Raw genomic sequence first — 13,857 nt, 5'->3', positions numbered from 1 at the left:
TTATTCATCCTTTAATGCCATTTGCTTTAATGTGACAAAATCCGTTTTACCGCTACCCAGTACTGGCAACTCTTTAACAAAACGAATATCACGTGGAACCGCTAACTCGGTTAACCCTTTGCTTTTGGCTGCACTAGATAATGCGCTACGGTCTAGTTCTTTATCTGTTGTGAACAAAACAAGCGCTTCACCTTTACTGCTATCTGGCTTTGTAACCACACCATGATTTGCATTAGGAGAAAGAGATGCCACCATTTGCTCAATACTTTCGAGAGAAACCATTTCACCCGCAAGTTTAGCAAAACGTTTAACACGGCCTTTTATCGTACAGAAATTTTTATGATCTAATTCAACGATATCACCTGTGTCGTACCAACCTTCCTCTATTTCACCTTGTGCATTTTCAGCTCGTGGTGTTTCAAGTACCCCAGGCGCTTCCACACGCAAATACCCTTTCATGATATTTGGGCCTTTAAGCTGTAATTTACCACCTTGTTCAATACCAGAAATGGGGATAATTCGCGCTTCCATTTCGGGTAAAATTTGCCCTACAGAGCCTTCTTTAGCGGCCATTGGCACATTAATTGAAACAATAGGTGCACACTCAGTTACCCCATAGCCTTCAAGAATTCGGATGCCAAATTTATCAAACCAGATTTTTTTGGTTTTATCTGATAATTTTTCTGCGCCCGCAACCACATAACGCAAACGTGCAAAATCATACTGATGAGCAAATCGTGCGTAGTTACCTAAAAAGGTTGATGTTCCAAATAATACCGTACAGTTTTTGTCATAGACTAATTCAGGAATGATCCGGTAATGTAATGGGCTTGGATAAAGGAAAACTCGGCTACCTGAAAATAGAGGGATAAATAAGCCAACCGTCAAACCAAATGCGTGAAATAATGGAAGTGACGACATAAAACGGTCACGAGGTGTAAAATCAGCGATCGTTTTAATTTGCTCTACGTTTGCCATCAAGCTGGCATGGCTGTGGACAACACCTTTCGGTGTACCTTCCGAGCCGGATGTGAATAAAACAATCGCTTCATCGGACGGCTTTCGGGGAATAATGGCTTTCTTAGGATTAAATAAGTGCTTAATAATCCATATTTTATCTTGCCATGTTACCGTGTCTTTTAAATCTTCAAGGTAAATCCAACTTGCTTCTGGCACTTGTTCTGGAATATGCGTTAAGTTGCCTTTTTCCAAAAATTGGCGGGAAGTAAAGACCACTTTCGCTGCTGAAGCTTTTAAAGCGTTACTAATACCGTGACTGCCCGCAGTGTAATTAAGCATGGCAGGTACTCGGCCTCTCATTAAAGCGCCAAAAATCGCGGCTGCGGTGACTGTCGCATTTGGCAATAATAGGCCAACTCTTTCATTTTCATGAGTATAGCGTTCAATAATACGACCAACCCCTAAGGTTTTTTTCAATAGAGATTGATATGAATCCTCTTTAAATGCGATGTCTTCAATACAAGGCGTGCGGCGCCCAAAAAACTGAACACTTTGAATAAATTCTTCAACTAATGTGACTTGTGGTAAACAAGACATACGTGCGGACTTCATGATTTGGTACAGATTTTCACCAGCCAGAGCACGACGCTCTACCGCTCTAGGAGCTTCTGGCATTGGAATTTCTTGTGCTGGCAAGATATACAATGTGATCTTCGGAAACCATTTTAATGGAAAAATTCCTTTCAGCCGCCCAAAATGGCTATATTGTGCACCTTCTATACGAATAGGAACAACTTTTGCTTCTGACTTTGCTGCCACAAAAGCCGCTCCTTCGTATATTTTCATTAAAGAGCCATGAACCGAAATTCGGCCTTCTGGGAAAATAACTATTGGGCGCCCTTTTTCTACCTCTTTAACTAGATGACGAATACCTAGAGGGTTGGCAGGATCAAGAGGGACAATATCCGCATAGGGCTTAAGGCGCTTCACCATTTTCGGTGTGGCAAATGTTGAATAAACAGCAAATACAGGTTTGACAGGCAAAAAAAGTGCGATTAATACACCATCTAGGAAAGAAACATGATTGGGCGTAATTAAGCATTTATCTTGATTAAATTCTTTCGCGTCGCCAATAACTTGTACGCGAAACAAAAATTTAAGTACTGTTTTGACTATCTTTGCCAACATAATGAGTCCCTATACTATGATTATATTTTTATATATTAGTGTGATACGACTATACCTTTAGTGACTTCTATCTTACTGAGCTACTCCCTTTACTCTAATTAGTATATTCCGAAAACACCGCTGGCTTATCACTCATGAGTTTAAGTTAAATCATTAAGTTGTGCGATGATGTCGTCGACAGGCTGCGCCGCATCAATAATATGATGTGCTGTCGCACGGTAGATAGGCTCCCTTTGTTGCATTACTTCTTCAATTTCTTCAACTAAAGATTTTCCTGTCAAACTTGGTCGCTGATCCGCTTGCGGTTCCGCAGCGAGGCGTTTTGCTAAAACTTCAGGGTGGGTATTTAAGTAAATCACGGTGCCGTTATTACGCATAATTTGCTGATTTTCTTCTGCAAGAACAAGCCCCCCACCAGTTGAAACAATCATATCGCTTTGCGTAATCGACTTAAGGACGTCAGTCTCTAGCTGGCGAAAGTAATCCCACCCGTGCTGTTCAACAATTTCTGCGATACTTTTTCCCGCTTTTTCTAAAATCAATTTATCTGTATCAACAAATTGATAACCTTTAGATTCTGCAAATTTTTTACCAATTGTGGTTTTACCCGAACCTCTTGGACCGATAATGTAAAACATTAAATTTCATCCCATCATCATAAATACTAAGCAATACCGATTATAAATTTGCTTATGATAAACTGCCTAGTTTGGCAAATAAAAAAAGAAAGCCACACAAGTGTGGCTATCTCATCATTTTTACTCATTATGGACGACTTAAAAAGTCACCATACCCGATCCATTTGTACGTTGTTAGTGCATCTAACCCCATAGGGCCACGTGAATGTAATTTTTGCGTACTCACTGCGACCTCTGCACCTAAACCAAACTGCCCACCATCGGTAAAGCGAGTGCTTGCATTAACATATACCGCGGCTGAATCTACACATTGAACGAAATAGTCAGCTTGGTGAATAGATTCTGTCAAGATAGCATCAGAATGAGCTGTACCATAATGACGAATATGGTCGATAGCAGCGTCAATATCTTCAACAATGTCTACGTTAAGATCCAGTGAGAGCCACTCATCGACAAGGTTTTCAGGTTTTACATCAACAACTTTAGCTGGACCTTGTTTTAGCAATGGAAGCGCTTTTTCACTCGCATGTAATGTGACTTGTTGTTGTGCCATTTTTTCACTTAAAAACGGCAGAAATTCATTCGCAATCTCTTTATGAACTAATAATGTTTCCAGTGAATTACAAGCGCTTGGGCGCTGAACTTTTGCATTAATAATCACGTTAATGGCTTTATTAAAATCTACCGATTTATCAACAAATGTATGGCAAACACCAATTCCCCCGGTAATTACTGGGATCGTTGATTGCTCACGACATAATTTATGTAAACCCGCACCGCCGCGAGGGATTAGCATATCCACGTAGCGATCTAATTTGAGTAATTGCGCAACTAATTCACGGTCAGGGTTATTAATAGCTTGTACTGCATCTGCTGGCAAGCCGCTATTTTCCAATGCTTTTTGAATAACTTCCACCACCGCAAGGTTAGTATGATGCGTCTCTTTCCCGCCACGTAAAATGACCGCATTACCTGTCTTTAAACATAACGAAGCCACATCAACGGTGACATTAGGGCGGGCTTCATAAATGACACCGACAACCCCCAATGGGACACGGCGGCGCTGTAAATTTAAGCCGCTATCCAATTGGCTTCCATCAATGATTTGCCCAACAGGATCAGCTAATTGGCATACTTTTCTAACATCATCAGCAATACTTTTTAAACGCTCTGGCGTCAGTAATAAGCGGTCTTGTAACGCCTCAGTCATACCGCTTGCTTTTGCCTGCGCCATGTCTTTTTGATTCGCTGCAAGTATAACTGCATTATCTTGTTCTAGTAGATCTGCAATTTGTAATAGTGCTGCATTTTTTTGTTTGGTACTTAACTGAGCTAATTGCCATGAAGCAACCCTTGCAGCCTTACCCATTGTCTCTAACATAATTAACTCACTATCATATCATCACGATGAACAGCCACAGAACCGTGTTCATAGCCAAGTATTTTGCTGATTTCTTGTGAATGGTGCCCAGCAATCATTCTAAGTGCATCACTGTTATAGTGGCTGACCCCATGAGCAAGATCTTTCCCTGCCATATTACGAATACGGATCACTGCGCCTCGGGAGAAATCGCCTTCAATCTTCTTAATACCTTTTGGCAATAATGAACTGCCTTTTTCCATAATTGCCAGTTGTGCACCATCATCAATGTACACATCTCCAGCTGCTGGAGCACCGAAAATCCAACGTTTACGATTTTCCATTGGATTTTTTTGCCCATAAAAACGGGTACCAACTGGAAGATTTTCAATAACCGCATTAATAACATCCGGTTTATTGCCTGCTGCAATGATAACATCAATTCCTGCACGGCCCGCGACATCTGCTGCTTGTAATTTAGTTGCCATTCCACCGGTTCCTAACCCGCTAACGCTTCCCCCCGCCATTTCGCGAAGTTCATCATTGATACCATACACTTCAGGGATCAATTTTGCATTTGGATTACTGCGTGGATCAGCATCATATAAGCCTTCGATATCTGTCAATAATAGCAGTTTATCTGCATCGCCAAGAATCGCGGCCAAAGCGGATAGATTGTCATTATCACCGACTTTGATTTCTGCGGTAGCCACAGCATCATTTTCATTGATAACTGGAATGATTCCGTTATCTAGCAGTGCTTGCAAGGTATCTCGTGCATTTAAGAAACGTTCTCTGTCTTCTAAATCGGCTCGTGTCAGTAACATTTGCCCGATATGAATGCCATAAATGGAGAATAACCGTTCCCATAACTGGATTAAACGACTTTGACCGACCGCCGCAAGCAACTGTTTAGATGCTATGGTAGCCGGCAATTCGGGGTAATTTAAGTGTTCGCGACCTGCGGCAATTGCCCCAGAAGTCACAATAATAATACGATGCCCTTTTTCATATTGCTGCGCGCACTGCCTAACCAGCTCAACAATATGAGCTTGATTTAAACGGCGCGAGCCCCCTGTTAATACACTGGTCCCTAATTTAACTACCAGCGTCTGGCTATTTTTCATCATTTTTCTGCCATTAGGATTAATAAACCAAAAAGTAGGTATCATTTTTATCAGGAGAAGCGCGTTATGCCAACAGGCATAACGCAAAATTCAACAAAAGTTGGTTTAAAACAAATTTATGCGCTTAATTCCAGTTTTAATTCTGTCATTAGCGGGGAGGGAAAGAGGCTTAACTCAAGTTCAGATAGCTGTTTTGCAAGGGCTTGGTGAAAAGACACTAAATTTTGCTCTGTCGCCTCAATGGTTGGTGCATCTTTTAATGCTTTGACTTGCCAACTACCATGGCTGTTGTATAGGCCCAAATGATAAGTAAATTCAAACCCCTTATCAGTTGCAACCAATTTTAGCCACCACCCCCAAAATTCACGTTTTTCTGGGGCAATATTTGCATTCACGCAAACAACGAGACTATCGAATATATAACAGCCATTTAAACATTGTTTTTCACGTAAATAAGGTCCTATCGAAGCAAACTTCTTTAAATACTTTCCATTTGAGTAATCAGTCGGTAAAGCCATGTTAAGGATCTCCTTCTTGGGAAGACACCTTTTTAACAAATGGGAAAAAATAAGCAAGTTATTAAATAAAATTAAAGTATTTTTGCTTTTAACCAATTAGTAGTTTCACTTAGCGCCTTTTCAAAATTAGCAAAAACGGGCTGGCTTGGTAGCATTATCGTGTCAGCATCCATCGATGAACGTCGAATTAAATCAGACTCTGCTTTGGGGCTGTAAATATCATCTTTAAGACTAACCGATAGCATTGAAACCTTACTGCGCCGCCCCAAAAGCCCTTGATTTTTAAGTGAATAACAACTTAATTCATGACGTAAAGCTGAACCATCAACTTGATAAATACCCAAACGACTGGCGAATACATCCAAAACCATCCGAGGAATATCTTGTTGATATTTCTCTTCATGCAATAAACTGTGGACAATTGGCCCTATGACAGCAACCGCTTTAATCTTATCAGGGCACATATAAGCTAATCTTAACGCTATATTTGCGCCAAAACGCATACCAACGATGCCAAAACGCGTATGATCAATCCAAGCAATATCCCCAAGCTGGCGAACGATTTGCTCATGTAAGGTGCTCGTTTCCTGCGTAAGCTTGTGTTTAACCGAATAACCAATTGACGGCATATCCAGTGTTAGCATCGCAATACCGAGTGGTTCGAGGTAGTCGCGAAAATAGCGACAAAAATCAATCTGTAAGCTATCTAACATGCCACAGATCATCACTGTCGGATAAGGCCCTTGCCCCTGTGAAGGAATATGTAAAAAACCGCAAACTTCTTTCCCACCATCAACTTTGAAAGGAATTTTCTTTAGGCGATATTGAGAAAATTTTGCGGCACTATCATAAGCTTTGCAAGCCAGCAAAATAGCTTGGTCAGCAAGCTCATCTCCCTTGATAAAAGGATAAGCGGCAATGCTGTACAAGTTAGCTGAACGTAACCAAGCCTCCCCTGCCTCTGCACCTTTTTCAAATTCTAATGCTTTTTGCTGCCAACGCATGGCTTGCTGGGACCATTCGAAACACCAGTTTCCACGACGGTTGCCAATGACCGTATCCAACAAGTTATCATTGCTACGCTCAGCATCTGAGATAGCAATACGACTTAGTACTTCTTCAATTTCTAAGGCGTCTATTCCTCGCCAAATCCACATTAAGCGATTAATCATACGATACCAACCCGCATGATGGGAGCCACTTAACACACTGTGTTCTTTAATTTGAGAAATTGTTTGAGATGAATAAGAGACTAATGTTGATGTTTCAACTTGTCTGACTTTAGGTTTGAAAAGTTTTTCTGAAAGGTTTTGCTGAGTCATCCCTATTTCCTTGTCGATCAGAGTTGAATTTGGCCAAAAATAAAGGGAATGCAAAAATGCACTCCCCAAATTATATCGTGTTTAGCTCAAAAATTTTAGGTATTAATGTGTTTTTGCAATCAATAAAACCTATAACGCTTTATAATTACAATGTTTTCACCTAAAACGCTCATGAAAAACAGATTTATTTATCTTGTTCACACAATGGTTTAACAAAAACGACACCCATGTCCCATGGTTGTTCGATCCATGTGTCTTGTGGAATATCAACTACGTAGTCATCAACTAATGGACGGCCTGCAGGTTTTGCAAAGATGGTGACAAAATGTGCTTTAGGGTACATGTTACGGATAGCTTGAGCTGTGCCGCCTGTATCGACTAAATCATCGATGACAATATAGCCTTCACCATCACCTTCTGCACGTTTAATCACGGTTAATTCGCGCTGGTTATTATGGTCATAGCTAGAAATACAAACGGTATCAACGTTACGAATACCAAGTTCGCGTGCAAGCAGTGCTCCAGGAACAAGGCCACCACGGCTAACCGCGATAATACCGGTCCATTGCTCTACTGGTAATAAACGTTGTGCGAGTTTACGGGCATGTATTTGCAACATATCCCACGTTACGACATATTTTTCGCTCATAAAATTCGGGTCCCGACTGCTGAGTAAATCTGAAAAGTGTCTTGCGGAAAAAAGGTTGCGCGAGATTATAGTGATTTGGCCGGTTAAAAACCAGCAAAAAGCACCATTCGCCATTAATTATTATCATTTACACTGTCCATTGCTCAAAAGAAAGTGTTATCCTGAGTTTATAAAAGAGGCAGCCTTTAATTCGAAACTTCAGGCTGTTAGGTCATAATTACAGCAATATTCCTTTTAAAATTGAAGCTGAAATTAATGTTGGTTGCCAATCAGCTCCTACTGGGTTATTCAGGATATTATCCCTAAATAGTTCAATTTGTAGCTAGGCGGCAAATGAGTAAATCCTAGGAGCATACATAAGTATGTGACTGGGATTTATGAATGAAGCCAACAACGCTACAGATTGAAATATAAAGGGAAAATAAAAGGAGAGAGACGTGTCTGAGCTAGCTACATTATCCCCCCAACCGCTATGGGACATCTTCGCTAAAATCTGTTCTATCCCACACCCTTCGTATCACGAAGAAGCCTTAGCCACGCATATTGTTGATTGGTCAAAACAAAAAGGCTTTCACGTTGAACGTGATGAAGTAGGCAATATTCTGATCCGTAAACCTGCTACGCCTGGTTATGAAAACCGTAAAGGTGTTGTTTTACAAGCTCACTTGGACATGGTGCCACAAAAAAATAACGACACGGTACATGACTTTAAAACTGATCCAATTCGTCCCTATGTTAATGGTGAGTGGGTTACTGCTGAAGGCACCACTTTAGGTGCTGATAACGGCATTGGCTTAGCTTCTGCTTTGGCTGTTCTTGCTGACGATAGCGTTGAGCATGGGCCAATGGAAGTTCTCCTGACCATGACCGAAGAAGCCGGTATGGAAGGTGCTTTTGGCTTGAAAGCAGGCTGGTTACAAGCAGATATTTTGATAAACACCGACTCCGAAGAAGAAGGTGAAATTTACATGGGTTGCGCTGGTGGTGTTGATTTTACAACCACGTTTGACCTGACTCGTGAAGCATTACCACAAGGCTATAAAACCTTCACTATGACCCTAAAAGGCCTAAAAGGTGGTCACTCCGGTGGTGATGTACATTTAGGTTTAGGTAATGCCAATAAGCTGTTAGCTCGTTTTCTAGCAGGGCACGCAGAAGATTTAAGCCTAAAATTATTAGATTTTAGAGGGGGTACTGTTCGCAATGCGATTCCTCGTGAAGCCTATGCCATTATTGCTGTTCCAGCAGACAAAGTTGCTGAATTAACGGCACTGAGAACGCGCTATGAAGATATTCTGAAAAATGAATTAGCTGTTGTTGAGCCTAACCTTGTTCTGCTACTTGACGAAACGCAAAGTGAGCTAAAAGCCCTTTCTGATGATTGCCAAAAGCGTTTTGTTTTCTTCTTAAATGCAGCACCGAACGGTGTAATTCGCATGAGCGATGTGGCTATTGGCGTGGTTGAAACGTCACTTAATGAAGGTGTAGTACGCCTAACTGAAGATAAAGCAGAAATTATCTTCCTTGTTCGCTCACTTATCGATAGCGGCAAGAACTACGTTGTTAACATGCTGACATCTATCAGTAAATTAGCACAAGCCCAATATCGAGCAGAAGGCAGTTACCCTGGTTGGCAGCCCGATGCAGACTCACCAGTGATGCATTTAGTCAGCGATACCTACAACAAACTATTCGGTAAAATTCCTAATGTGATGGTGATCCACGCAGGCCTTGAGTGTGGCTTATTCAAAAAGCCTTACCCAGACATGGATATGGTTTCAATTGGGCCAACTATTCGTGGTGCGCACTCCCCTGATGAGCGTGTGCATATTGCAAGCGTTGGTGAGTATTGGAAATTATTAACTGCGGTTTTAAAAGCAATTCCAGTTAAAGAATAAACAACTAATTAATTGTAAATCAAACACCTATCATACGATAGGTGTTTTTTTATAATTCAAGTAATAATTGCCGTTCAAGCTGAGGACTTTGCAGCATCACATGCAAACCAACTAACCGAACGCCACGCCCTAAGCGGCGGTTATCCCAAGCTTTTTTCGCTATTTGTACCAAATCTTGTTTATTGAGAACTGGATATACATGTTCTTGTGTCGTTTGCTGAAAGTCTGCAAATTTAAATTTTACACCTTGGCGAGCAATACGAAGGTCAGGCTTTACCTTTGCTAAACGCAGTTGGAGTTCATCGTATAATTTATCCAACAACGGCAAGCAATCTTCCCATTGATAGATATCTTCTGTAAGTGTACGTTCAACTCCTACCGATTTCCTAAGCCTATCAGGGTTAATCGCACGTTCATCGATACCATGGCAACGCTCCCAAAGTACCTGCCCAAATTTCCCCATGCTTTTAATCAACGCAACTACATCATATTTTTGAACATCGGCACAAGTCACCAACCCCATATCCGCTAATTTTTGGGCTGTTACCTTACCCACTCCTGGTATTTTTTTTAGTGGCAATTTAAGAACGAATTGATCGATATCTTGTGGTGTGATCACGAATTGGCCATTCGGTTTGTTCATATCGGAAGCAATCTTTGCCAAAAATTTTATTGGAGCGATCCCCGCTGAAGCAGTGAGCTGTAATTCATCAAAGATTTGCTTGCGGATAGCCTCAGCAATTAACGTTGCAGAGCCGTGTAATTGCGTACAATCCGTAACATCCAAATAAGCCTCATCAAGAGAAAGCGGTTCTATGAGGTCTGTGTAACGCGCAAATATTTTTCGAATATGAAGAGAGGTTTCTTTATAAAGTGCCATATGCCCAGGAACCACTTTCAAGTGAGGGCAAAGCCTAAGTGCAATCGCTGTAGACATCGCACTATGAACACCGTAGCGACGTGCTTCATAATTTGCAGTACTAATCACTCCTCGGCGATCTGCGCTACCTCCCACCGCAATAGGTACATTGCGAAGGCTTGGGTCGTCACGCATCTCGATGGCGGCATAAAAGCAGTCCATATCAATATGAATAATTTTACGCACGAGTATACCCTAACAATCAATCAACTGTTTAAATATACAGTATCTTTAATAGCCATGCAATTATTATCAGACCACCATAAATGGATGAATAACAAGCTAACTTAATGATAACTAGGTAATTCATCATATTGCAATAATCATCTGCCAATCTATCCAATAAAGATTTTATTTAAAGTTTGTCTTAAAAATAAGTGTTAATACTTACTTTTAAACAAAAAAGTAATAAAAAGAGTTGTTTTACCAACGACAATACCTTGAAAAACTATTTATGGATCATCTCTATGGCAATTACATCAACATCAAAATATTTTAAATTTATGGCAACTCTCATAATACTGTTTGCTAGCCAAACCGTTTTTGCACTATCCCCTAAAATTGTTGCTCACCGTGCAGGAACGGCTGATGCACCAGAAAATACAATTTATGCAATTGATTTAGCAAAGAAAAATAATGCTGACGCTATTTGGCTTACCGTTCAGTTAAGTAAAGATAATCAACTCGTTTTATATCGTCCAAGTGACTTAAGCTCACTTACAGACCATGAAGGTCCTGTATCAAAATATAATGCCCTGCAACTTAACCGTATAAATGCTGCATATAAATACAATATAAAAAATAACCTGCAACTACCTATGCAAGATACTACTATTAGTAGACTAGAAACTATTTTAAAAAAATACCCTGATACGACTTTTTATATTGATTTAAAATCACCTGATGCAGACCCTAATATCCAAGCACAAGCTATCCTTGCACTACTAGATAAAACTAATTCATTTAGCCAAGTACGTTTTTATTCCACTAATGATGAATTTTTAAAAGCGCTAAAATCCCTTTCATCAAAAATTTCACTATTTGAAAGCCGTGATGAAACTCGGACTATGTTGGCAAATATCGTAATGAACCATCAATGCTCAATAGAAAATGACAAGACCACCACTCGTTGGTATGGCTTTGAGCTACATCGTAAAGTTGAAGTAGTTGAAAAATATACATTAGGTGAGGCACGCTCACCAGCTACCCTTTCATGGGATAAAGAGGCCATCGACTGTTTTAGAAAAAATGGTAATGCCTATATCATTGTCTTTGGTGTTAATAATGACAGTGACTACCAACTCGCAAAAGAAATTGGTGTTGATGCTGTAATGGTTGATTCCCCAAAAGCATTTAAAAAATAATCTAATAACATCTCCTAAGCTATTATTACTTTAATAATAGCTTAGGAATTAAATCACATCTTAAAAACATTCTTTTCATCAATTAATAATAATTGTTCTTAATTTACCGCTATAGAAAACTTGATATATTTAATCCGTCACAAAAATTCTATTTAAAATAATTTAAAAAAGGTTTTATATGTCAAATATTGGAACAATGATTGTCGAGAATTATTGGAATGAAACATTAAGGAAAGTTGAAATACATTATCATAATAGTGATAACCCCTATGATAATGTGTTTATATTTTATAATCTATCACATGCCACATCTAGCTCTAACGAAAATTCATTCCCTTACTCAACAACAGGTAAAAGTGCTTGGAAAGCTAAAATTACTACGAAAAATAATGAACTGTGGAGTAGTGGTGATTTTTTACCTTGCCAAATTAACAACAATGATAATGGAAAGGTCACGATTAGATTTGATGGTGAGACAAAAAGCATGCATGTTAATTACCCTGTCTCTGTTTCATGTGCTAAGAAAATGCAATTAATTTAGGCTGTATAACGGGAAAGTAATATTTGGAGATGTCTAATAACTATATTTAGACATCTCCGGCTCATTACTAGTTATAGAACCGTTAAATATTACTATTCAAATAATACGATTTTTATCCAGTATTTTTTGGCGGGCTTCTTCACGTGCCATACGCTTTTTACGTGCATCGCAAGGCTCAGGGCAATCACACACTTTATCAACACCAATACTGCTTAACCCGCCGCAGCTACCTTGGATACTCTTACGCTTAATAATATATCCAAGTGACATGCCTAAAAAGGCCAGCAAAAACAGTACAAAGGCTGCAATAAAAACATTTAGCATCTTTTATCCTCCCAAAACTACTGTTTTTTAGTTAAAAATGGTTCGAATGCCTTAGTATAACGCTCTTCAAAACCTTTATCTGTCTTAACAATCATAAAAACAGGAATATTCATTTTTTCAGCTAAATCAAAGCCAACTTCAGGCCCTAAAACATTTAGCCCCGTAGATAGGCCATCAGCACTCATGCAATTTTCTGCAATCACCGTAATAGAAACTAAATTATGAGTGATTGGCTTGCCTGTTTTTGGGTCAATGGTATGAGAAAAACGAACACCATCTTGCTCGAAATAATTACGGTAATCTCCTGATGTAGCGATAGAACGGTCACCTGGTTCAATAATCTCTTGTGCTGTTTGGCTTACCCCATCCGCGACAGGTTTTTCTATTGCAATACGCCATGGTACTTCTTTACCATTTGTTCCTTTCGTACGCACTTCACCACCAATATCAACCATATAATTATTGATATCCAATGATTCTAAATATTCAGCAACAACGTCAACACCATAACCTTTAGCAATTGAGGAAAGGTCGACGTACAGCTCAGGGATCGTTTTAATTAGGTTATTATCCTGAACCGAGAGTTTCTCGATACCAGTCCAGGCTCTACGCTTAGCCAACTCTTCATCAGAAGGCGCTTTAGTCACTCTTCCTTCAGGGCCAAAACCCCATAAATTAACTAAAGGCCCAACCGTTACATCTAATGAACCATTAGTAAGCTTATTAATTTCAATGGCTTTTTTAACCACAGTTGCGGTTGCTGCAGAAACTGGGAACGGCGTATTCACTTCTTTAAATTGATTAAAACGACTTAATTCTGAATCTGGGCGATATGTTGACATTTGGTCGTTAACTTCTTCCAAACGTTTATCTATTTCGGCTTGAATGACTTCAGGCTTTGGCTCCGAAGAATCTGTAACATATTTAACCGAATAGTACGTCCCCATCGTTTGCCCCTGAAGATTCTGTTGTTCAGGTCCACCACAGGCAGTAAGAAACAGAGCTGCAACAAATAGCAGTATTGGGGTATAAATTCTTTTACTTAGCAT

13 protein-coding genes are annotated in these 13,857 nt (G+C 39.8%); 3 read left to right on the top strand and 10 right to left on the bottom strand.

Features of this window, described 5'->3' with window-relative positions; genetic code table 11:
- The 7 genes from aas to gpt all read right to left on the bottom strand — a co-directional run bounded on the left by aas (position 1) and on the right by gpt (position 7,762).
- A complete protein-coding gene (aas, locus tag PZ638_RS04440; RefSeq protein WP_144140912.1) occupies positions 1 to 2,148 on the bottom strand; it encodes a bifunctional acyl-ACP--phospholipid O-acyltransferase/long-chain-fatty-acid--ACP ligase in 2,148 nt (715 codons plus the stop codon).
- A gap of 140 nt (positions 2,149 to 2,288) precedes the next feature.
- Positions 2,289 to 2,786 carry a shikimate kinase AroL gene (gene aroL / locus PZ638_RS04435; protein WP_004264804.1) on the bottom strand — a complete coding sequence of 166 codons (498 nt, stop codon included), beginning with the start codon at positions 2,784 to 2,786 and terminating at the stop codon, positions 2,289 to 2,291.
- Between the two features lie 127 nt (positions 2,787 to 2,913).
- Entirely contained in the window at positions 2,914 to 4,167 is a 1,254-nt protein-coding gene (proA, locus tag PZ638_RS04430) for a glutamate-5-semialdehyde dehydrogenase (protein WP_110592310.1), read from the bottom strand.
- Positions 4,168 to 4,169: 2 nt separating this feature from the next.
- A complete protein-coding gene (gene proB / locus PZ638_RS04425; RefSeq protein ID WP_036958967.1) occupies positions 4,170 to 5,273 on the bottom strand; it encodes a glutamate 5-kinase in 1,104 nt (367 codons plus the stop codon).
- Between the two features lie 116 nt (positions 5,274 to 5,389).
- Positions 5,390 to 5,791, bottom strand: coding sequence for a sigma factor-binding protein Crl (gene crl / locus PZ638_RS04420; RefSeq protein WP_036958914.1), 402 nt, complete (start codon positions 5,789 to 5,791; stop codon positions 5,390 to 5,392).
- Between the two features lie 71 nt (positions 5,792 to 5,862).
- The gene (gene frsA / locus PZ638_RS04415; RefSeq protein ID WP_180312387.1) at positions 5,863 to 7,113 is read right to left on the bottom strand and encodes an esterase FrsA; all 1,251 of its coding nucleotides are present in this window, start codon (positions 7,111 to 7,113) and stop codon (positions 5,863 to 5,865) included.
- A 184-nt stretch (positions 7,114 to 7,297) separates the two neighbouring features.
- Positions 7,298 to 7,762, bottom strand: coding sequence for a xanthine phosphoribosyltransferase (gpt, locus tag PZ638_RS04410; protein WP_036958965.1), 465 nt, complete (start codon positions 7,760 to 7,762; stop codon positions 7,298 to 7,300).
- Between the two features lie 437 nt (positions 7,763 to 8,199).
- Between gpt and pepD the strand changes: the two genes are divergently transcribed.
- Positions 8,200 to 9,660: a beta-Ala-His dipeptidase gene (gene pepD, locus PZ638_RS04405; protein WP_094962034.1), complete on the top strand. Its 1,461-nt coding sequence runs from the start codon at positions 8,200 to 8,202 to the stop codon at positions 9,658 to 9,660.
- Positions 9,661 to 9,709: 49 nt separating this feature from the next.
- On the opposite strand, the gene dinB is transcribed toward pepD, so the two are convergent.
- A complete protein-coding gene (gene dinB / locus PZ638_RS04400) occupies positions 9,710 to 10,765 on the bottom strand; it encodes a DNA polymerase IV (RefSeq protein ID WP_036958912.1) in 1,056 nt (351 codons plus the stop codon).
- Positions 10,766 to 11,046: 281 nt separating this feature from the next.
- Between dinB and PZ638_RS04395 the strand changes: the two genes are divergently transcribed.
- Positions 11,047 to 11,943 carry a glycerophosphodiester phosphodiesterase family protein gene (locus tag PZ638_RS04395; RefSeq protein ID WP_110592314.1) on the top strand — a complete coding sequence of 299 codons (897 nt, stop codon included), beginning with the start codon at positions 11,047 to 11,049 and terminating at the stop codon, positions 11,941 to 11,943.
- 178 nt (positions 11,944 to 12,121) lie between these two features.
- Positions 12,122 to 12,484 (top strand): hypothetical protein, encoded by a 363-nt coding sequence (locus PZ638_RS04390; RefSeq protein ID WP_004264771.1) that lies wholly within the window; start codon positions 12,122 to 12,124, stop codon positions 12,482 to 12,484.
- Positions 12,485 to 12,580: 96 nt separating this feature from the next.
- On the opposite strand, the gene nqrM is transcribed toward PZ638_RS04390, so the two are convergent.
- Both nqrM and PZ638_RS04380 read right to left on the bottom strand, forming a co-directional pair.
- On the bottom strand, positions 12,581 to 12,808 hold the full coding sequence (nqrM, locus tag PZ638_RS04385) for a (Na+)-NQR maturation NqrM (protein WP_004264769.1): 228 nt from the start codon (positions 12,806 to 12,808) through the stop codon (positions 12,581 to 12,583).
- A 17-nt stretch (positions 12,809 to 12,825) separates the two neighbouring features.
- Entirely contained in the window at positions 12,826 to 13,857 is a 1,032-nt protein-coding gene (locus PZ638_RS04380) for an FAD:protein FMN transferase (RefSeq protein WP_036958908.1), read from the bottom strand.

This window comes from Providencia hangzhouensis (assembly GCF_029193595.2).
Lineage (GTDB): Bacteria > Pseudomonadota > Gammaproteobacteria > Enterobacterales > Enterobacteriaceae > Providencia > Providencia hangzhouensis.
This window is presented reverse-complemented; position numbering and strand designations above follow the sequence as displayed.